This window comes from Endozoicomonas numazuensis (assembly GCF_000722635.1).
Classification (GTDB): Bacteria; Pseudomonadota; Gammaproteobacteria; order Pseudomonadales; family Endozoicomonadaceae; genus Endozoicomonas_A; species Endozoicomonas_A numazuensis.
Map to the genome: position 1 here is coordinate 1,255,329 of NZ_JOKH01000001.1, position 19,669 is coordinate 1,274,997.

Annotated in this window: 21 protein-coding genes and 1 riboswitch; of the genes, 15 read left to right on the plus strand and 6 right to left on the minus strand. The window is 46.5% G+C overall.

Going from position 1 to position 19,669, the window contains the following annotated elements:
* Positions 1–2 precede the first annotated feature (2 nt).
* From cobU to GZ78_RS05580, 13 genes are all read left to right on the plus strand, one after another.
* Positions 3–521: a bifunctional adenosylcobinamide kinase/adenosylcobinamide-phosphate guanylyltransferase gene (gene cobU, locus GZ78_RS05515; RefSeq protein WP_034833362.1), complete on the plus strand. Its 519-nt coding sequence runs from the start codon at positions 3–5 to the stop codon at positions 519–521.
* A gap of 152 nt (positions 522–673) precedes the next feature.
* On the plus strand, positions 674–1,264 hold the full coding sequence (locus GZ78_RS05520; RefSeq protein WP_034833364.1) for a cob(I)yrinic acid a,c-diamide adenosyltransferase: 591 nt from the start codon (positions 674–676) through the stop codon (positions 1,262–1,264).
* Positions 1,265–1,364: 100 nt separating this feature from the next.
* Positions 1,365–1,555, plus strand: a riboswitch (cobalamin riboswitch).
* A 305-nt stretch (positions 1,556–1,860) separates the two neighbouring features.
* On the plus strand, positions 1,861–2,784 hold the full coding sequence (locus tag GZ78_RS05530) for a cobalamin-binding protein (RefSeq protein WP_051785847.1): 924 nt from the start codon (positions 1,861–1,863) through the stop codon (positions 2,782–2,784).
* 4 nt (positions 2,785–2,788) lie between these two features.
* A complete protein-coding gene (locus tag GZ78_RS05535; protein ID WP_051785848.1) occupies positions 2,789–4,642 on the plus strand; it encodes a TonB-dependent receptor domain-containing protein in 1,854 nt (617 codons plus the stop codon).
* A 204-nt stretch (positions 4,643–4,846) separates the two neighbouring features.
* On the plus strand, positions 4,847–5,419 hold the full coding sequence (locus GZ78_RS05540) for an adenosyltransferase (RefSeq protein ID WP_034833366.1): 573 nt from the start codon (positions 4,847–4,849) through the stop codon (positions 5,417–5,419).
* A 72-nt stretch (positions 5,420–5,491) separates the two neighbouring features.
* Positions 5,492–5,977 (plus strand): hypothetical protein, encoded by a 486-nt coding sequence (locus tag GZ78_RS05545; RefSeq protein ID WP_034833367.1) that lies wholly within the window; start codon positions 5,492–5,494, stop codon positions 5,975–5,977.
* A 109-nt stretch (positions 5,978–6,086) separates the two neighbouring features.
* Positions 6,087–7,031: a CNNM domain-containing protein gene (locus GZ78_RS05550; RefSeq protein ID WP_034833368.1), complete on the plus strand. Its 945-nt coding sequence runs from the start codon at positions 6,087–6,089 to the stop codon at positions 7,029–7,031.
* A gap of 377 nt (positions 7,032–7,408) precedes the next feature.
* Positions 7,409–7,882 (plus strand): YHS domain-containing (seleno)protein, encoded by a 474-nt coding sequence (locus GZ78_RS05555; protein WP_051785849.1) that lies wholly within the window; start codon positions 7,409–7,411, stop codon positions 7,880–7,882.
* Between the two features lie 87 nt (positions 7,883–7,969).
* Positions 7,970–8,488, plus strand: a complete 519-nt coding sequence (locus GZ78_RS05560; protein WP_034833369.1) for a ZIP family metal transporter — start codon at positions 7,970–7,972, stop codon at positions 8,486–8,488.
* Positions 8,489–8,523: 35 nt separating this feature from the next.
* Entirely contained in the window at positions 8,524–9,378 is an 855-nt protein-coding gene (locus GZ78_RS05565) for an ATP-grasp domain-containing protein (RefSeq protein ID WP_051785851.1), read from the plus strand.
* Positions 9,375–10,283 carry a cyanophycin synthetase gene (locus tag GZ78_RS05570; protein WP_034833370.1) on the plus strand — a complete coding sequence of 303 codons (909 nt, stop codon included), beginning with the start codon at positions 9,375–9,377 and terminating at the stop codon, positions 10,281–10,283. Before GZ78_RS05565 ends, GZ78_RS05570 begins: the two co-directional genes overlap by 4 nt.
* A gap of 16 nt (positions 10,284–10,299) precedes the next feature.
* Complete coding sequence (locus GZ78_RS05575; RefSeq protein ID WP_034833372.1) at positions 10,300–11,529, plus strand: MFS transporter; 1,230 nt, start codon at positions 10,300–10,302, stop codon at positions 11,527–11,529.
* Entirely contained in the window at positions 11,519–12,052 is a 534-nt protein-coding gene (locus GZ78_RS05580) for a DinB family protein (RefSeq protein ID WP_034833376.1), read from the plus strand. The genes GZ78_RS05575 and GZ78_RS05580 overlap by 11 nt, the downstream gene beginning before the upstream one ends.
* 93 nt (positions 12,053–12,145) lie before the next feature.
* Here the strand turns inward: GZ78_RS05580 and rsuA are convergent, their stop codons facing one another.
* The 6 genes from rsuA to pxpB all read right to left on the minus strand — a co-directional run bounded on the left by rsuA (position 12,146) and on the right by pxpB (position 17,211).
* A complete protein-coding gene (gene rsuA, locus GZ78_RS05585; protein ID WP_034833378.1) occupies positions 12,146–12,847 on the minus strand; it encodes a 16S rRNA pseudouridine(516) synthase RsuA in 702 nt (233 codons plus the stop codon).
* Positions 12,834–13,640: a YccT family protein gene (locus GZ78_RS05590; RefSeq protein ID WP_034833379.1), complete on the minus strand. Its 807-nt coding sequence runs from the start codon at positions 13,638–13,640 to the stop codon at positions 12,834–12,836. The genes rsuA and GZ78_RS05590 overlap by 14 nt, the downstream gene beginning before the upstream one ends.
* Positions 13,641–13,905: 265 nt before the next feature.
* Positions 13,906–14,598 carry a Dph6-related ATP pyrophosphatase gene (locus GZ78_RS05595; protein WP_051785852.1) on the minus strand — a complete coding sequence of 231 codons (693 nt, stop codon included), beginning with the start codon at positions 14,596–14,598 and terminating at the stop codon, positions 13,906–13,908.
* Entirely contained in the window at positions 14,598–15,377 is a 780-nt protein-coding gene (locus GZ78_RS05600) for a LamB/YcsF family protein (RefSeq protein ID WP_034833381.1), read from the minus strand. The genes GZ78_RS05595 and GZ78_RS05600 overlap by 1 nt, the downstream gene beginning before the upstream one ends.
* 3 nt (positions 15,378–15,380) lie before the next feature.
* Entirely contained in the window at positions 15,381–16,370 is a 990-nt protein-coding gene (locus tag GZ78_RS05605) for a 5-oxoprolinase subunit C family protein (protein WP_034833382.1), read from the minus strand.
* Positions 16,371–16,476: 106 nt separating this feature from the next.
* Positions 16,477–17,211, minus strand: coding sequence for a 5-oxoprolinase subunit PxpB (gene pxpB, locus GZ78_RS05610; RefSeq protein WP_034833384.1), 735 nt, complete (start codon positions 17,209–17,211; stop codon positions 16,477–16,479).
* 340 nt (positions 17,212–17,551) lie between these two features.
* Here pxpB and GZ78_RS05615 point away from each other — a divergent pair, with 340 nt between their 5' ends.
* Positions 17,552–18,769: an FAD-dependent oxidoreductase gene (locus GZ78_RS05615; protein ID WP_034833385.1), complete on the plus strand. Its 1,218-nt coding sequence runs from the start codon at positions 17,552–17,554 to the stop codon at positions 18,767–18,769.
* Positions 18,762–19,631, plus strand: coding sequence for an aldo/keto reductase (locus GZ78_RS05620; RefSeq protein ID WP_152558563.1), 870 nt, complete (start codon positions 18,762–18,764; stop codon positions 19,629–19,631). The genes GZ78_RS05615 and GZ78_RS05620 overlap by 8 nt, the downstream gene beginning before the upstream one ends.
* Positions 19,632–19,669: the final 38 nt, after the last annotated feature.

Sequence of the window (19,669 nt, forward strand, 5' to 3'; positions counted from 1 at the left end):
CCATGATTGAATTCATATTGGGAGGAGCCCGATCAGGCAAGAGTCGTTTAGCTGAGAAAAAGGCTCAGGAATCAGGTCTGGAGGTTATTTATATTGCTACTGCTACAGACGGTGATGAAGAAATGTCGGAGCGGATATCGCACCACCGTCGTCAGCGCCCAGAATACTGGCAACTGGTTGAAGAGCCTCTGGCATTAGGCAGTGTTCTTCGGGAATACGCTCGTGAGGATCGCTGTATACTCGTGGATTGTCTTACGCTCTGGATGACTAATCTACTGTGTCATAGCGATGAAGAATTATTTGCTAGAGAACGAGCGTGCTTTTTGGAAGGGCTTACCACCTTGGAAGGTAAGATCATTCTGGTGTCGAATGAAGTGGGAATGGGTATTGTGCCAATGGGAGAGCTGACTAGGCGCTTCTGTGATGAGTCGGGAAGGCTTCATCAGGATGTTGCAGCACTTTCCCAGACCGTAATTCTGACTGTGGCAGGGCTTCCTCATATATTGAAAGACCATGCCTGACTGATCACTCAGGTATGGTCTAGAAAACTACTGGCTGAGGTCATGAGGCTCATAGTCAGAGCTACTCTTTAACATTTCTATGCTGCTTGGTTCGCAACAAAAAAATTGTAGGGCACTAAAGCGGTATTTTTATTGTAACAAGGTTAACTAATATGACTGAAGAACGAAAAGGCTACCGCCTGACCAAAATCTACACCCGTACTGGTGATAAAGGTACGACACGTATTGGAGGAGGACAGGTTCTCTCCAAGAGTGACCTGAGAATTGAAGCGATAGGCACTGTTGATGAACTGAACAGCTGGATGGGGATGATGCTGAATGTTCTGAAGCCCAGTGGTGACTTGACAGAAGAGCAGCTCAATCAGGTGGCTGATATTCAGCATAGGCTGTTTGATGTGGGCGGAGAGCTGGCTATGCCGGGGTATCAGATCATCCGTGATGATCATACGACCGACCTGGAGACATTGATTGATGAGTTAAATGAACCATTACCACCTTTGAAAAACTTTACGCTACCAGGTGGTGGTACTACAGCCAGTCATTGCCACGTCGCTCGCACAGTTTCCAGAAGAGCAGAGAGAGCCGTGATCCGTTTGAGAGAAACCGGAGTTGAAATTAACAGCCCGTTATTGACTTACCTGAATCGTTTGTCTGATCTGATGTACGTTCTCTGTCGTCATTGTGCCCGTAAGAATGAAGGTGAGGTGCTTTGGGTGGCATCTCCAACTAAGAAAAATGAGTGATTATCTGTGCTCTCTCTGATAAGCCGGTTTTAATGATGATTTAAAAATAAAGTTCAGTTAATATGCCTGCCTCTTTACAAAGGTTCTACAGAATAAGCTGCACCAGTATGAATCTGTAGGTCTGGTAAATTTGATCTGCCAGACAGGGAACGGGGTTTAAAACCCGGCTGTGCCCGCAACTGTGACGGAGGAGTGCTTCTCTACAGCACCACTGAACTTAACCGGTTTGGGAAGGTGGAGAAGTCACGATGACACCGGAGCCAGGAGACCTGCCTTATGTAATGCAACCAAAGGAGTTTGACAGAGATATACCCATTACCATTGAAATTTTGAGTTTGCTGGCTGCAATGCTTCACCGCAATCAACCGCAGGGCGAGATTAATGGAGCCTTTCAGGTTTACCGTTTACTCAAATTTCCAATATCAACGGGTATAAATGGGAGGCATGAATTTCATGTATGACCATTTTATCTTTGTCTGCCTCCAAACCGGGCGGGTTACCTGGCGGTTGGGAAAATCTAATGATTCTCTCTACAGCTGGGTAAACCTAGCCTGCCGTCTACTGCCCTGAGAAATATTACTTATCTCAGGAAATACATGAAACACTTTTCCCTCTTTTTGTTTGCACTGCTCTCATACTGTAGTTCGACTTATGCACAGCAAGTCTGTGTTACAGATGATAAGTCACGACAGGTATGTCTTGAAGAACCTTTGAAACGCATTATTAGCCTGTCACCTGGTAGTACTGAACTGATCTATGCGTCAGGTGCTGGCTCCAGGGTTATTGCTGCTGATGATCACAGCGACTACCCGCCTGAAGTGAAAAGTGTTGAGCATATCGGCGGCTTTCCTAATATCAACATAGAAGCTATTGCTGCATTAAAGCCCGATGCAGTGATTGCATGGGCTGGTGGTAACAATCCCAAGGCAACAGCCAAACTGGAATCCATTGGCATTAGGGTTTTCTATATTGACCCCATCTCTTTCAAGGATATTTCGTCTGTTTTACGCCGTTTAGGTCTTTTTTTCGGCACCGAAAAGGTTGCAAACAAAGCGGCAGATGACGTTGATAAACGTTATCAGTCTATCAAGCTGCAATACCAACCCCAGAAACCTGTCACCGTATTCTATGAAGTCTGGAGCAAGCCTCTGATGACTACCAGTAGAGAGTTGATCATCGGGCAGGTGATCGAAGTGTGTGGAGGGAAAAATATCTTTGCAGACGCTGTCGGTCGAGTGCCAAAGGTCAGCATGGAGTCTCTGCTGGGGATGAACCCCGAGGTTATTGTCAGCTCAGATAATCTGAAAGATGGAAAGACCATCGAGCAGCGCTGGGCGAAATGGAAAAATCTGAAGGCGGTCAAGGAAGGTCATCTGTTTACCATCAATGGAAATCTGATCTCAAGGCCGACGCCAAGGGCACTGGACGCGGCTGTCATTCTCTGTCAACAACTCGAAAGCGTTAGAAAAGAAAGCCTAGTCAAAGCTTCAAAAACGCTAAAAAACACACATAAGGAATAATCACATGTCTCATAAGCTGCATATTGCAGTTGCACTGGCAACTGCAAGTCTGGCGGGTACAATTCAGGCTAATGAAGCTACTGAATTGGAAGAGGTGGTAGTAACCGCTTCAAGAACCGCGCAGTCCGTTGATGAAGCTCTGGCACCCGTTACTGTTATTACCCGAGAAGATATTGAGCGGAGCCAGGCGACGAGTGTACCAGAGTTATTGAGCAAAACACCCAGCATGCAGATTTCAACTTATGGTGGGGCGGGGAGTCTTCCAAATGTATATCTGCGTGGAACAAGTACTCCTCAAACTCTGGTGTTGATTGATGGAATGAAAGTCAATGCTCCCAGCAGTGGTAGTGCCCCTTTGCAGTATATTGATCCTAGCCAGATTGAGCGTATTGAAATCGTTCGCGGTCCGCGTTCTAGTCTTTATGGAGCCGATGCCATTGGTGGTGTTATTCAAATTTTTACCCGAAAAGGGACTCAGAAGCCTAAGCTGAGCCTCAAAGTTGGAACAGGGTCGAGAAATACAGGTGAGTATGGCATCAATTTCAGTGGTAGCAGTACTGATGTTCGATACAATCTGGGAGCCAACCTTTATGAGACAGGGGGGTATGATAATACTCTGGAATTGAAGGATGGAGATGGCGATAAAGATGCCTACAGAAACAAATCTGTGTTTGGTAGCGTATCAAAGCATTTTTCTAACGGTCTGGAAGTAGGGGGAGCATTCTCACATGCCGAAGGTAAGTCTGAGTATGATAATAATTACCCTGCTGTGGACTATACAACACAACCTTATAATATTTTCCGTATAGCCAATGCGAGTGTCTATACCTCTATTCCAGTAACAGAAGCATGGTCTACAAGGGTCGATGCAGGTTATATGGAAGAGTTATCAAGAGGTAATGTCATCGATAATAGTACAGGTGAGTCATCCGACGATTATTTTTCGAATAACAAGCGTTACTCTATCAGCTGGAAAAATGATATCGCATGGCACGAGTCTCAATATTTGATAGCTGGCGTGGATTACAGCAAGGATCAGTATGATGGAAGTACTGACTACAAAGATGACTCCAGAGATAATACCGGTGTCTTTGTTCAAAATACATCATATCTTGGTAACAGTGATCTGGAGCTCAGTTTAAGAAATGATAAAAATGAAGCCTATGGTTCGAATACAACAGGAGGAGCCTCCCTGGGCTATGACATCGCTAGCGAGTTGAGACTAATCCTCTCTTATGGAAAGGCATTCAGAGCACCCACACTGTCAGATCTTTATTATCCATTTGGAGGCAACTCAAAGCTTAAACCAGAAAAGTCTGAGAACTATGAAGCAGCTTTGAAAGGTAAGCTGGCAGATTACAACTGGGGACTCTCAGCTTTCCAAAATAACATGGATGACATGATTATCTATGACACTAATGTGAATCAATCACAAAATGTTGAAAAAGCAAGAATCAGAGGTGTTGAATTTACCATTCAAACCCAGACCCTTGGCTGGGATTTAAATTCCAGCCTTTCTCTTCTTGATCCAGAGAATCGTACTGCTACAGATAAAGGTAAAGTACTGATTTACAGAGCTAAGCAACTCTTCAGATTGGATGTGGATAAGCAGTTTAATCGACTCGGCTTGGGAGCTACATTCAGGGCGCAAGGAAAGTCTTATAAAGATGCAGCGAATCAAGTCGAGGTTGCAGGCTTTGGTACTGTGGATTTGAGAATGAGTGTTGATGTGGCCCCTGAGTTAAAAGCTGGTCTGAAAGTTGTCAACCTGTTTGATAAGGAGTATCAGGCAGTATATGGCTACCGAGGAGAGCCTTCAGGTGTGTTTGTTACTTTTACATGGACACCCGAAATATAAAGAGGCTTTAGGTTCTGCTCCTGTGCTTTAAACTCATTTTCACAGGGCTCTGTTTTTTTTCAAAAATTGAACGATCATTCCCACGGTTCTCCGTGGGAATGCATACACCGAATTACTAATCCATATGTGTTCACACGCAGGAGCATGGGAGCCAACATTTCTCGATGTCCTAGACTCTGTGAGAACTAATATTAAGGTTTACTCATGACCCTTAAAAAATCCAAGGATATCAGAGAACTCTGTTATCCCTTTATCTACGAATCTTCACCTCTTTGTGATCATGAAATCATTACCGATGAAATGTGCACGACGCTGGGTGGGGCTATCTATGAGCTGGAAGGCGATGAACGCTTTCAGGACATTTATGATTTTTTGTCTCTGTTGCAACCCAAGATTTTCAATCTGAACGCTTCTATTCGAGGTAAGCAGGCAATATTCGAGAAAGATATCGAATGGTTGGCGGGCTACTTTGATCGTTACCAGGAAGAGATTGCAGGTCGTATTAAAGGGTTTGTGTTACCCAGAGGGCCAAGACCGGTCCAGCTGCTTCACTCTTGCCGTTCACAGGCCAAAAAAGCGATTAGAGCTATGGTTGCTGTGGATGCTAAAGGAATAGAAGTACCTGATGAACTGCACCGGTTTGCCAATATGCTTTGCAATCTATTCTTCCGTTTGACGGTGGTTATCAATGGTAGGCTGGGGATAAAAGAACCGGAATATGTCAGTAAAAGCTATCAATCCCGGCCTCCTTCAAAGCGGCATTATGAGAAAAACTAGTTGTTTTTTAGCGTAAATGAGACTTAGGATAGAAATATGGTTCTAAAATAAAAATAAAAAATGGAGACCATAATGAGAAAGGGACTTTCTTCTCAATCCTTGGTGTGTAGTGTCTTGAAGTTCGTAGCTTTGTCCTGTCTGGTGTTCAGTTTCAATAGTTTTGCTGAGTTTGAATGTACCGTAAATAAAGAAGGCCGTTTTGATAATGCAGTCTCTGATCACCTTGATTTGTCTTTAGATATCACGAACCGGGATGACTCTACCATTGCAATGCTGACGATTACGGACCGGGTTAAGGATGAAGTCTTTCTGGTGTTGATTAAGCCAGAATTCAACCAGCAGAAACAATTAATGAACTGTAATAAAAGTGGGCAATACGGCTATTTAACCTACCAATGGCAAGGGCACCAGTCCATACCTGAAGGTATGAATGGAAGAATTGAATTGGCTTTTTCTCCAGATCAGGATCATTTCATTGGTACTGTGACTCTTTTCCGTGTCAAGAAAAAAGGAAAGTACATTTCCAATGTTGCTTTCGTAAAGAAAGGCTTTTATTGAATACTTCTATTTAAAGTTAAGCCATGCGTCATAAAAGCTTAATTTAAACTTATGGGTGAGGTGACCGATAAAAGAGTATTCCCACTGATGAAAAAATGGAGGAGCAAGAATGCTTCTGGTTGTTGCTGTCGCCTGTCTGATTGTTGCCGTTACAGCCATTCTCTCGATTATTGAATCTGCCATCATATATGTTGATGACCTCAGACTGGCAACTATTCTCAGAAACAAGCCCGTAAACAAAGCTGATATCAAGTATGTCATCAAACATAAGGAAGCTCATTTATCTTCTATGGTGATGCTGATCACTTTTATCAGTATTGCCGGTAGCTCTCTGATTGGCGCTATTGCCGCAAGGCATTTTAATGATGCTGGCCTGGCTGTATTTACGGCCTTGTTAACCTACTGCATGTTGGTGTTTGCCAAAATTCTGCCCAAACTTTTTGCCGTTCAAATGGCTGAGTCGGTACTTAATCGTTCTGCTCGTTCTGTTCGTGTTATCTGTTTTGTACTTCGACCATTATTGAAGATGACATTGGTCTGGGTCAGGTTGTTCAGAATAGAAAACGCTCAAGAACCCAGTCGTGATGAGCTCAAGGGCATCATCCGTCATTTCAATAAGTCCGGTGTTATTGAACGCGAAGAGCGTAAAATGGCAGAGTTAGCGTTAAAAATGAATCAGAAGACTCTGGCAGCCCTGACAATAGAAGACGGGCCAATGGTTTGGCTCCCCTCTGATTCCAAAGTGCAGGACATCCAGGCGTTTATCTGCAAGCACTCTTATAAACGTTACCTGGTTGTGAATGCTGGTGAAGTAGTGGGTATTGTTCTGTACCGCCATATTACTAGCTGTCTGGTTAATGGCAGCTCAGAAAAAACCGTTGGAGAGTTGGCGAAGCAGGTTATTTTCCTGGAGGAAGGTAATACCCTGCTGGATGCCGTTAAGGCCTTTGACCAGGCTCGGTCTTCGGTAGCACTTCTGGCAGGACAAAATCCTGAACAGACTCGTATGGTGACGGCTAAGCAGGTCTATCAAGCTATCTTGCAGGCTTCTTGAAAGCCTGCATACCAACCCGGAAAATTCATAAAGCCGCTCCAGTCAGGACTTTATGAGATTTCCAGACTAACCCGTTGTTTTCGAGTATCTGGACGGCGGCTTTTTCCATCCTTCTGCGTCCCAGCTCTGGTTCTGGCGAAGGCAACGCGCTCGGCGTTTTGCCTTGAAGGATGATAAAATCCACTCGCCAGAATCTACGAAAGCAACTGGCCAGATCCTTATCAGTGCTTTTCAGGCAATAAACCCTCTAAATGTAAAGTAAATGACACTTTGGTAGTGTTTTATTTTTATTCCTTTTTTCTGAAACCATTTAATTTGTCATGTCGTATATCCAGTCATAAGGACGATTACTTTTGAATGTTAAAGAGGCAAAACAAATGACCAGGCCGATCCGTTTTTCTTTCCCTGTGAGCCTATGGGCCAGGCTTATCATGATGCTGACACTGGTGTTCTCGGTGCAGGTTATGGCAGAAGATGAAGTTTATACCGGTTTTTTTAGCGACAAGGCTGTTAGCGGCTATGACCCGGTGGCTTACTTCACTGAAGGTAAGCCCGTAAAAGGTTCAGATAAGTTCACTACCCGTTATAAAGAGGCTACCTGGTACTTCAACAGTGCAGAGCATAAAAAACTGTTTCTGGATAACCCCGAAAAATATGCACCTCAATACGGTGGCTATTGTGCCTGGGCAGTAGCTAAAGGCGATACGGCCAGTGCTGACCCTCATCAATGGACCATTGAAGATGGCAAGCTCTATATGAATTACAATGCCTCCATTCAGAAAGAATGGGCCAAAGATAAAGTGAATCTTATTAAAGATGCTGATAACAACTGGCCCAACGTCCTGAAGTAAAAAACCTGATAATAATTTACTAGTAAATTGTTCTCACGACACTGGTTGGTTAGAGTTCGCGCTAACCGGTGTCTGGAAACCTTGATCATGAAAAAACAAATCATACAAGTATTCAGCTGGTTAACCACACTCTGGATCGTCAAAGTCTTTCTATCGTCATTGCCTTACAAATTCACTGGCCATCCCGATACCCAGCATATCTTCGGAACGATTGGTCAATGGATGCAGGGAGTGCTTGGTCAGTCAATTGGAGAGTGGTTTATCCAATATGGTGCTTATGCGGTAGGTACGTCCGAGCTACTTATATCAATACTTCTGCTGTCGCCTGTTGCTTTATTTGTCAAGAATAAAGTCGCTGGATCTTCAGGGAGAATGACTCAGAGCCTCATTCATTGTGTTGGAGGCTTTGCGGCATCAGGAGTGATGCTGGGCGCAGTGTTCTTCCATCTAGCTACACCTTTGGGTATTGAAGTTCTGCACCAGGGACAGAGTGACGGTGGTTCCCTGTTTTATGCTGCCGTATCCATTTTGGTATTGGGTCTGGTGATGGCCGTTGCGAACTTCTCACTGCTGAATGAAGAAAGGCAGGCGAGAGCCGCCCTATAACGCCTTCAGGACAGCTACATTAGGATGTGGTCATTATGATTATTCGTTCATTACTGGTTCTGGGGTTTATCTGGCAGGCCTTAAAACAAAGAGTGAAGCCCTGGCAGTTTTTTCAATTGAATGCTGACTACTTCAATGATGATAAGGGGCTCTATTCCAAACTTGATATGGATCAGTCGATTCCCAGGCGGTGGCGTTTAAAGCAATACCTGGATACCGATGACATAAGGCCAGAGCATTACCCGGTTTTTCTGAAACCAGAGTGGGGGCAAAACTCTGCCGGTGTCATAAGAATCGATAATGAGATTCAGCTGGAAGCCGCAAGAGCGAATCGCAGTCAGGAAAGTGTGCCCTATTTAATACAGGAGAGTGCGCAGGAGAAAAGAGAGTTTGAGGTGTTCGTGATTCGTTCTCTGGATTCAACAAACGGCTTTAAAACACTGTCTGTGACACAAGTGATGAATACCAGTAATGACTCACATCCAGTGAATGGCATCTACAACAGGGAAACTTTTTATCTGGATAAAACCTCTGAACTGAGCAAGGAGCAAATGGACACACTTGGCGGGCATCTGAGTCAGGCAGGAAACTTCCGAATAGCTCGTTATGGTATCAGAGCAGACAATATTGAAGCGCTGGCCCAAGGGACGTTCAAAATATTTGAAGTTAACCTGTTCCTCCCCATGCCCCTGGTGCTGTTAAGCAAAAATCTTGGAACGCTCGAAAAGTTGAAGTGGGTAGTAGGGCTGACCCGTCAGTTAGCAGAAGTGACCGGTGAAATCCCTTCAACCCAGAAACGGAAGTCCATTTTTTTCAGAAAGTTGTTAGTTCTCAACCGACTGAATTTAAAGAAACTGTCAGCCAAGCCAGAAGAGGAGATGGTACTGTGAAGTTCATTAAGAAAGCGGTCTACAGTTTCATCAGTCAGAAGTTCATGAATGGCTGCACTCAGTACAACTCACTGGAAGTACGCAAGAGTTGTCGCTCAAAAGCTCAGGCAAGGTCCGCCTTCAGCAATAATGATATTCCTCATGCCCAGGGTGAAATCTTCATCAATCCATTGAATGCCATTCGTTTTGCCAAACAGCATGGCTTTCCTCTGGTGGTTAAGCCCAATGTAGGGGGCTTTTCAAGAGGCAGTTATTTTCCTATTCGTAACTTTCGGGAATTATGGAAAGCGGCTCTGCTGGCCAAAATCTGGTGGCCATCCAGTGTGGTAGAGGAGTATCTTGAAGGTAAAAACTACCGGGTACTGGTCGCCAATGGAAAAGTAGTATCAGTGATTCAGCGCTTTGCGCCATTTGTAACTGGCAATGGCCAGGAATCGATTAGCTCCCTCATTGATCAGGAAAACGCTATTCGTAAAGAAATGGGGCTGTTGGACTGCATGTATCCTCTTCAGAAAAGTGAGCAGACCCAAAAGTATTTGGCGAAACAGGGGTATGACTTGAGCTCAGTGCCAGCAGAGCGAGAGCAGGTAAAATTGTTTCATAGGATTGCTCTGGCACCCGGTGGTGTGATTGAAACCATCCCGGTTAATAAGGTGGCTAAAGAGAATATACGGTTGATGGAAAAGGTGCTGGATACCTTTGATGCCAATATTCTCGGTATCGATGTCATCCTGGAAAAAGGTATAGAGCACAGTCATGAAGATCAGAAATGTATTCTTCTGGAAGTGAATTCCCGTCCCTACGTGAAAATGCACGACTACCCCCGATATGGCAAAAAAGAAGATATCTCCGGGGTGTTTGAAGAGCTGGACAAACTCCAGGTCGCCCAGGCTGATATTTTCTGAGGCGGGAGCGATAGCAGTGCATTACTTTTTTCAGTTCTCAGGTATTCATGCATTTCTGGTCGGGTTGTTGCCATTCTTCCTGCCGACTTTGTTGTGGCAACAGGGTTATTCACTGACCGAAATCGCAGTGTTTATTGCCCTGTCCGGCATTGCTTACTTCTTTACCCTGATGGTTTGGGAGTACCTGAGATCTGGAAAAGGCCGCATCTGGGTGGTAAGGGCCTCGTTTTTGACAGAGGTGTTGCTGGTTGCCGGATTATTTTTCTTTCAACAGCTAGCAGACAATGGACTCACCGGTCTCCTGCTGCTGGCCATTCTGAATGGCGTTTATGGTTGCTTTTACTGGATGGCGCAACGACTGTTGTTCAAGTCTATCAGCCATAGCCGGAATTCAGGTCAACACTTTGGCAACTTCCAGATATTAGTCGCAGTGATGCTTAAAGTGGGCATTGTAGCGGGGGCTTTTCTCTTAGAGCAGGCCAGTTACACAATTCTGTTTGTTATTAGCGCACTGATATCTGCGGCAGGTATGGCTCAAACTTATAGAAGCAAGGTGGCTGTCGAAATCAACGCAGCGTTTTCTGCCCCTGTTGTCCGCTTTTCAGAAGTTCTTCGGTTTCGTGATGGCTTCGGTTCTCGTGGAGTTTTTTTTGCGGACGGCCTGTTTCTGTTCCTGGAAAGTTATTTCTGGACCCTCTCGCTCTATTTTATCAACAGAGAAAGTCTGCTTGAGCTGGGAGGGATGATGGTGGTTCTGGCGATTGCCGTCGCTGCTCTGTTCAAACTGGTACAGACATTTATTGACCGCACGGTGGCTATACGACTTTTTCGGGTGGCCATTATTCTCTATGCATTCAGCTGGCTGCTGAGGGGCCTCGTGGATGAAGCTCACTCAACTCAATTTCAGTATGCCGTCATTCTGGTGGTCGCTTTCCTGACCAGCCTGTTTCGACTGGCATTTAACAAAGTGTTCTTTGATCGTGCCGATAAAACGACTACTCATGCCTACCTTTTGCTGAAGAGTTATTGCTCGCAATTAGGTGTGGCTGTTTTGTTCGGTGTTACAGCTTTGCTTCTGAATTCTGGGCAGCCTCCTTTAGAAGCACTTCAGACTGTGTATTTTGTTTCATCGATTCTGGTTTTGATTTATTTCCGCTATAGCTGGCAGACCCGGTCTTCGACAGTCAGAGCGGGCAAAAGAATAAAAGCAATTGAAGCGAAAGGGGATTCGTATCATGCATGCTGATTTTGAATTGATACTTGAGGGTAATCAGGAAGCGGTTGAGCAGTTAATGGGTTTTGTTTCAGGCCTGAGTTCAGAGGACTATCGGTTCAGAGACTCAGAGCTGTTTCAAAGTACAATAGGTCAGCATCTGCGTCATGTTCTGGATCTATATGAGGCTATCCGATCACCTGCAGTAGAGGGGGCGGTGGACTATGACCTCAGACGTCGAGGCTTGTTGCTGGAGCATGAAAAGAATGCCGGCCTGGCCGAGTTGAAGGATTTACAGCAATGGCTTCAGGCATTGAAAGCCGATGATCTGGCGGTTGAGGTCGAGATGAAAACAGAAGTTCTCTTGTCAGAAAACAGCAGTGTGAGATTGAAATCGAGTCTGGCAAGAGAGTTGATTTTTGCCAGTAGTCATTTGACCCATCATCTGGCGCTGATGGCCACAATAGCAAAAGTAGCGGGCAACAACATCGACCCATCCGTGGGTATGGCGCCCGCTACTTCCAGTTTTACCAGAAGTCAGACGGTTGTTTCCTAAGGAATAGTCCGGAAATCATTTTTTATAGGACCAAACTCCGCTCGGGGTGAACGGAGGCCAAGATTCAATAGGAAGTTTATTTCGAGGTAAATCTTAAACGGAATTAACTTCGTCTTCAGTCAGGTAGCGCCATTCACCCGCTTCCAGAGATGGGTCGAGAGTAATAGACCCAATCTTTTCCCGGTGAAGGGCAACCACATGGTTACCCAGTGCGGCAAACATGCGCTTGACCTGATGGTATCTACCTTCATGAATAGTCAGCAATACTTCCTGGTCTGAAAGAAACTCGAGTTGTGCCGGGCGGGTCAACTTTTTCTCCCCTTTCAGCTGGATGCCTTCTGCAAATAGCTCGACTGCAGTCTTATCCAGAGGTGAATCAAGCTCTACACGATAGCGTTTTCCGCACTCTTTTCCGGGAGACGTTATTCTATGAGACCACTGACCATCGTCAGTAACCAGCACCAGCCCGGTGGTATCGACATCCAGTCGTCCTGCAATCCTCAGGCGATCTGACTTGACCACATCCAGCAGCTCTATGATGGATGGGTACATTTCGGCCCTTGTTCCTGCGAGCGTTGAACAAAGAGTATCCGCAGGTTTGTTAAGCATCAGGTAGCGAAACCCAACCAGAGAGAGTTTTTCGCCATCCAACAGAACTTCAGAGTCAGAGGCTATCTTTTGGGCTGGATTTTTGATGGTGGTGCCATCAACACTGACCGACCCGGTTTTCAGAAGTCTTTTGGCTTCTGACCGAGTCAGTTCCGTACTTTCACAAAGAAATTTATCGAGTCTCACGGGTAACCTGTTCCTGAGCCCAGTTGATAAAAGCCTTTTGAGTTGCCGGATCGGCTTTTTCAAACCAGTAGCGCAGCATACTGGCACTCATATTGGCATCACCCTCTTTATTGGCAGCAGAGCCATAGATTTTTTCATTCTGGGAAGCATTGGCAAAGCCTGTGTTTTGTTCTGCGAATACACCCATGCCCGAGAACTCACTGGCCGCAGCTGGACTGTCAGTACGATTAAATTTTTGAACATCTGCCGCATAGTTACGACCAAACTGAATACCTTTGGTTGGCAGAGTGGCGAACTCAAAGGGAACAGATTCTCCCTTGGCATTCATCAGCGTAATCTTGCTGGTAGGGTTACTGTTGATGGATTCAGCCTGACGCATGTTTTTTAACTTTGGAGCATCAATACTGTATCTCTGACCGGCAATGGGGTGGAATGTCAGAATAAAAGGTTTGGAGGTAAAACGGTTTCTGTCGCCGCCATCAGTGACCACGTCAGACAGTTGGAAAACAACCTGGTGGCGTTCATCGGAAAGCGTGATGGGCTTGTTGGCTTCAACGGTAAAGTCGAGGTCCTTGGCATTAGTACCATCAAGAACCAGTAATTCGGATTTTACGGGCAGCTTCAGAGTGGCATGTTTGGTTTTGGTTTCTGCTGCCCAGGCCGAAGTGATCATGAAAAGGCTGAGCGTGGCCACCAGGAGTTTATTCAGCCATGAGCGATTATTCAGCCATGAGCAATTATTCTGTCCTGAGCGATAAAAGCGTCGGGAAAAATCATTCAAGTGAGAACGCATAGTTGTCCCCTTATTACAACTTATAAAAATGAGGGTAAGAGGCTGCACAACATGCCGGACTCAGGGGGTAAAAGCAAGTGGCATAAGGGATGTTGTCAACAGGTAGTAGAAAGCTGTCATGTGCAGTTGTTGTCACCCCGGTCACCTGCTAATCGCAGGCTCACGGGGTTTCGCTCACTTAACACCTGGTGGCATCTTGAAATCCAACGGGCATAGGAATGGAGTTTTCCTTCCAGCATGTAACCTTTCTCAGCCTTGAGACCGATCAGGCAGGACTGAGCTCAAGCACGGAGTGTCCCCAGTCATCCTGCCAAATATCGGCTTTTTTGACGGACAGTGGCTGTTTAAAGTCAGGACCGTTAATCACCAGAGAATGAAAGTCGCCTTCTTCTCCGGTAGGGCAGATGCCTTTAGCTTCAATCTCATCTGCCAGCGATGGTGTCAGGATCTGTCCCAGAAAACTCTGATCCAGAGACTCATTCTTGACGCTGACAATCATAGTTTCCTGACCTGCTGAGAACATATCTTTCAGCAGCTGTTTGCGGTCATAGTGCCAGAGTGGGTAGCAAGTCTGTATGGCGGTCTCTTCCAGAATACGGTCGTACCAATCTTTGTGGGCATCCAGATCGATGTCGCCAAAAGCCAGGTGGCTGACAGAATACTCATCGATAGCCGTTGCCAGTGCCTTTTTTAAACCCTGTTCATAACCACCGAACCCGGCAGAACCAAAAATAATAGGGGTTCCCAGACAATCAGCCTGAGCTTGTAAAACATCCTGGTGCAGTCCATGGGCACTGGTTCTTTGTTCACCTTCCTTGAGCATGGTCAGAAGGCAAGCTGGTTTTGCACCGCTTTGACTGGAAACCCATCGAGCAAAGCAACCGTCTTTGCCGCCACTCCAGGAAGAGGCAAAAAAAGCCCCTGAAGAGGGCAGGGTAGCTTGGGGAGAAATATTCATTACTGCGCCTGAATCGTTTGAATCGTGATGCCCTGAGCCTGAAGAAAACGTTCACAGCCACGGACGAAGTCCAGAGCCCAGGGACCGTCACCGTGAATACAGAGTGTGTCTGCCTGGATAGCAATTATCTGGCCATCCAGTGAGGTCACTTGGTTGTGCAAAACCATGTCCCTGATCTGTTCCAGGGACTTTTGCTTGTCTTCAAGCATTGCTCCGGTCTGGTCCCTGGGAGTGAGCTGGCCATTACTCTGATAGCTGCGGTCGGCAAAGACTTCGCTGGCTGTTCTCAGGCCAATAGTCTCGGCCTGGGATATAAGACAGCTACCAGCTAACCCATAGAGAATCAGTTCAGGATTAAATTGGTAGACTGCTTCCGCAATGGCTTTGGCAAGGTCTGGGTCTCGGGCTGCCATATTGTACAGAGCGCCGTGAGGTTTTACATGGTGCAGTTGACTGCCTTCGGCTGTTACAAAGGCACTCAATGCGCCTATTTGATAGAGCGTCAGAGTGTAGGCTTCTTCCGGGCTTATGTTTATATTTCTGCGACCAAACCCCTGAAGGTCTGGTAATCCGGGATGGGCACCGACAGCGACATGGTGCTCCAAAGCCAGCTTTACCGTCTTGGCCATGATGTTCGGGTCACCGGCATGAAAGCCACAGGCAATATTGGCCGAACTGATATACGGCATGATTCCGGCATCGTTGCCCATGACATACTGGCCAAAACTTTCACCCATGTCGCAGTTCAGATCCAGTGTCGGTGCTTTATCTGTGTTCATTTTTTAGCTCACGGCTGTTTGGATACGGTTCCAGTAATGTTTCGCGGCAATGGCCAGGCGATTCAGGCTGATTCTCTGTTCTATCAGCTCTCGCTGTGCTTCTTCAACACTGACTTCCTGAAAAGTCAGGGTGTCGGTTGGTTTTAACTGGGCGACTCTGGGCAGATCTGCAGAAATAATATTCCCGATTTTGGGGTAACCGCCCGTGGGTTGGCAATCACTCATCAGAATAATGGGTTGACCATCAGGGGGGATCTGAATGCTGCCGACGGTGGTTCCCTCTGTGATCAGATTTCCAGAGTGACTGCTTTCGATCTTTTGTCCGGACAGGCGATAGCCCATGCGATCGGAGTCGGATCGAACGGAGTAGTTCTGATTTTGGAACGTTTTCAGACTCTGATTAGAAAACCATGAGGCTTGCGGGCCAGAGATATATCGAATGGGCTGAACGTGTTCATGCACTTCAAGAAACGAGATAAATTCATGGCCCAAAGCAATATCAGGTTTGAAACTTTCCTTTGTTGACCCAGCGTTAAAGCTAAGCTGATCGTTCTCTTTGAGAGCTCTTCCTTCATAACCTCCTATGCCAGCTCTCAGGTATGTACTGCAGCTGCCCAAAACTTTATTGACCTGAAATCCATCTTTAATGGCCAGATAGCCACGACAACCCTTTCTCAGGCTGGAGACCTTCAGCGTTTGTCCCGCTTTAATGGTGGTGACGCAGTGCGTGGAAATAGGATGATTATCTATTGTGGCATTAGCACTACCGCCACTGAGGCAGACAACAGCAGACTTGTGAAATTCCAGAATGGGTCCAGTGAGTGTGAATTCCAGTACAGGAGAACTCTCAGGATTACCCAGTATCAAGTTGGCTACTCTGACTGCCAGTGTGTCCATGGCTCCGCTGGTTGAAAAGCCCAGATTGCGAACACCGTACCTCCCCAGATCCTGAACGGTGGTTAGCATGCCGGGGTCTTTGATAGTCAGGCTCATCTTTTCCTCTCTATGGAGATATACCCATCGCCTTTCAAGATGCTACGTTGTTGCCAGCGTTCGCTCACCCTGATCACCTACTACTTGTAGGCTCACAGGGCTTCGCTCACTTGTCGCCTAGTAGCATCTTGAAATCCAGTGGGTATATGTGTCCCATTTCCTGATGTTCCTCAAAGGAAATGGTTTTAAATCGTATTCTGTCTCCCGGCTTAATCAGGGTAGGGGAGTCACTACCGAAGTCCACCAGAGGAACGGGTGTATGTCCAATCAGCTGCCACCCTCCCGGAGTAGAAAGGGGATAGATACCCGTTTGCTCTCCGGCGATACCCACTGAGCCTTCAGGTATCTTGAGACGTGGGTTATCAAGCCTGGGTGTGGCTAGCTTTTTATTCATACCGCCCAGAAAGGGAAAGCCGGGAGCAAAGCCCAGGAAGTAAACGTCATAGATTGCTGAGGTGTGAAGATTAATCACTTCTTCTGGGCTTAGATGACAGTGTCTGGCTACTTGCTCCAGATCCGGAGCCCATTCATTTTCATAACAGACAGGAATCTCAATAAGATTGCCTGGTTTTGTCTCACTCACCTTGATTGATTGCAGGGTGTTGAGAATTTTTTCTTTTAATATTTCATAAGGTGTCCCAGATAGAATTTGGCAGGGATCGTAATAGACGGTCAAGGTTGTGTAGGCCGGAACCATCTCAATCACTTCAGCGTATTCTGCTTTAAGGAGTTGTTTTGCGGCGGCATGAACAATCTGATTTGTCTTCGGACTGATTTGGTCACCAAAGCTAAGCAGCAGGGCAGAGTCACCCAAAGGAGTGCACTGGCATGGGTGGTTCATATTCTTGTCGTATTTGTAAGGTTATTGATCGATTCTAACACATGGGCAGGCTATGAAACTGATACTGGTTTGGTTTTTGGCTCAGATGGAGATTACTCTCCTCTGGCACAACGGGAGGTTGTGTTTTTATAGCAGCAGACAAGTCTGGTGGGCTTGTTTCCTTTCTTCCTACTGAATCCATATCTTGGTTCTCGAGCAAAAATCAGCTGTCAGGTCATAGGAGTTTGACCCTTGCGATGGACGAAAGTTCAAGGGGTGCCGCCGCTATTGGTGTCTGGCGGGTATGAGGCGTATACTGCAGTGATTCTAATTCCCTGTCTTACTCTCTGACCCACTCTATATGACCCAGACCATAGAAACAGATGTTGTCGTGATTGGCGGAGGCATTGCCGGTCTCTGGCTGTTCAATACTCTCAATAAACAAGGCTATAAGGCTCTTCTTCTGGAAAATGCTGCCCTTGGTGGTGGTCAGACTATCAAGTCCCAGGGAATAGTCCATGGCGGGACCAAGTACACTCTGACCGGTACGTTAACCAAGGCTGCAGAGTGCATAGCTGGCATGCCAGACCGCTGGCGCCGAGCCCTCAAGGGTGAGGACGAGGTGGATTTGTCCGGTGCAGATATTCTCTCTCAGTCACAGTATCTCTGGTCTCCCGGAGATGTTGGCTCCAGGCTTACGACATTTTTTGCCAGTAAGGCACTGCGTGGCCGGGTGGAACAGCTGAAGAAGCCAGAAGCGTTTCCTGATATTTTTCGCCACGAAGGGTTCAGAGGCAAAATCTATCAGCTTAATGAGGTGGTGCTGGACATCCAAACGGTCGTAAAAGCACTGGTAAATGGCCTTGAAAACCGGATTCTTAAAGTAGACTGGTCAGAAAGTACTCGTATTGTAACCGATGACAATAAGGTCGAGTTTATTGAACATAAAGTCGGGGACAAAACGTTTCACATCAAAGCGCGCAAGTTTGTGACGACGGCCGGTGAAGGCACTGAAAGTTTGATGAAGTTGTGGGGGCTTTCCCAGCCTGAGATGCAGAGAAGACCTTTGCACATGGTTATGGTTCGCCATCGTCACCCTGAACCACTCTTTGCTCACTGCCTCGGCACCAAGCCTGTCCCAAGAATGACGATAACCAGCCATCCTGATGGAGAAGGTAACTGGATTTGGTATCTGGGAGGCGAAATTGCCGAAGACGGGATGGAGCGTACTCCGGAAGAACAGATTCGGGTTGCCCGCAGAGATCTGGTGGCGCTATTACCCTGGGTCAATCTGGATGAGGCGCAGTGGGCCACACTGTTTGTTAACCGAGCCGAACCCAGGCAGACCAAACTCTTGAGGCCTGACGCTGCATTCATTCATGAGACAGGGAACGGCATTATTTCCTGGCCAACCAAGCTGGCTCTGGCTCCTAACCTTTCGGATGAAGTCATGAAGGTGTTGAACAGAGAGCAATTATCACCTTCAGGTAATGAGGGCTTTGCTCTTCCAGACGAAGTGGAGCATCCTGAAATCTGTCAACCATTCTGGAGTGAGGCGTTTACCGATCAACATGACTGATTACAGGCTTGAAAGCAGGGTTATTGCCGGGACTGATATTCGGGTTTCTCCCATTGGCTTTGGAACCGTAAAGCTGGGTAGAGATCAAGGTGTAAAGTACCCCTCTGGATTCAAGATTCCAGATGATCGGGAAGCGGTGAGTTTACTGAAACTGGCTCAGTCTCTTGGCATAAATCTTCTGGACACTGCTCCAGCCTATGGCACCAGTGAAGAACGTTTGGGGCCTTTGTTAAAGGGGCAACGAGAGGACTGGGTTATCTGCAGTAAAGTGGGTGAAGAGTTCGAGAACGGTGAATCTCATTTCAATTTCACTCCAGAGCATATTCGTTTCAGTATTGAGAGAAGTTTGAAGCGGCTGAATACTGATCGCATAGAAATGGTGCTGGTTCACTCCAATGGCGATGACGTCCATATCATTGAGCAGTATGGTTGTCTGGAAGTGCTGGAAGACCTGAAGAAAGAAGGCAAGATTCTGGCTTCGGGCATGTCAACCAAAACGGTTGAGGGTGGCATTATGGCGCTGGAGAGATCGGATATTGCCATGGTGACATACAATCTTAAGGAGCAGGCTGAAAAGCCGGTATTGGATTTTGCACTGGAGAACGGTAAGGGCATTTTGATCAAGAAAGCCCTGGCCAGCGGTCATGCCTGTCTGGAAGGTGAAGATCCTGTTGGCAGCCATGAGCGAAAAGTGTCACCTGCAGTTAGACGAAAGAGCAGTGACAATCTGGTAAAGAGCAGTATGGAATTGGTTTTCTCTCATCCTGCTACTTCAGCGGCGGTGATTGGCACCATTAATCCCAAGCATTTGAAGAGCAATGCTGAGACCTGTGCAAGAGTGATCAAAGCACAGCAGAGCTGAGTCTCTGACGGTTCAGTTAAGGAATAGTCCGGAAATAA

Coding starts and splice junctions, on each gene's coding strand:
- cobU (WP_034833362.1), top strand. CDS start 3: ATGATTGAATTCATATTGGGAGGAGCCCGATCAGGCAAGAGTCGTTTA.
- GZ78_RS05520 (WP_034833364.1), top strand. CDS start 674: ATGACTGAAGAACGAAAAGGCTACCGCCTGACCAAAATCTACACCCGT.
- GZ78_RS05530 (WP_051785847.1), top strand. CDS start 1,861: ATGAAACACTTTTCCCTCTTTTTGTTTGCACTGCTCTCATACTGTAGT.
- GZ78_RS05535 (WP_051785848.1), top strand. CDS start 2,789: ATGTCTCATAAGCTGCATATTGCAGTTGCACTGGCAACTGCAAGTCTG.
- GZ78_RS05540 (WP_034833366.1), top strand. CDS start 4,847: ATGACCCTTAAAAAATCCAAGGATATCAGAGAACTCTGTTATCCCTTT.
- GZ78_RS05545 (WP_034833367.1), top strand. CDS start 5,492: ATGAGAAAGGGACTTTCTTCTCAATCCTTGGTGTGTAGTGTCTTGAAG.
- GZ78_RS05550 (WP_034833368.1), top strand. CDS start 6,087: ATGCTTCTGGTTGTTGCTGTCGCCTGTCTGATTGTTGCCGTTACAGCC.
- GZ78_RS05555 (WP_051785849.1), top strand. CDS start 7,409: ATGACCAGGCCGATCCGTTTTTCTTTCCCTGTGAGCCTATGGGCCAGG.
- GZ78_RS05560 (WP_034833369.1), top strand. CDS start 7,970: ATGAAAAAACAAATCATACAAGTATTCAGCTGGTTAACCACACTCTGG.
- GZ78_RS05565 (WP_051785851.1), top strand. CDS start 8,524: ATGATTATTCGTTCATTACTGGTTCTGGGGTTTATCTGGCAGGCCTTA.
- GZ78_RS05580 (WP_034833376.1), top strand. CDS start 11,519: ATGCATGCTGATTTTGAATTGATACTTGAGGGTAATCAGGAAGCGGTT.
- GZ78_RS05590 (WP_034833379.1), bottom strand. CDS start 13,640: ATGCGTTCTCACTTGAATGATTTTTCCCGACGCTTTTATCGCTCAGGA.
- GZ78_RS05595 (WP_051785852.1), bottom strand. CDS start 14,598: ATGAATATTTCTCCCCAAGCTACCCTGCCCTCTTCAGGGGCTTTTTTT.
- GZ78_RS05600 (WP_034833381.1), bottom strand. CDS start 15,377: ATGAACACAGATAAAGCACCGACACTGGATCTGAACTGCGACATGGGT.
- GZ78_RS05605 (WP_034833382.1), bottom strand. CDS start 16,370: ATGAGCCTGACTATCAAAGACCCCGGCATGCTAACCACCGTTCAGGAT.
- pxpB (WP_034833384.1), bottom strand. CDS start 17,211: ATGAACCACCCATGCCAGTGCACTCCTTTGGGTGACTCTGCCCTGCTG.
- GZ78_RS05615 (WP_034833385.1), top strand. CDS start 17,552: ATGACCCAGACCATAGAAACAGATGTTGTCGTGATTGGCGGAGGCATT.
- GZ78_RS05620 (WP_152558563.1), top strand. CDS start 18,762: ATGACTGATTACAGGCTTGAAAGCAGGGTTATTGCCGGGACTGATATT.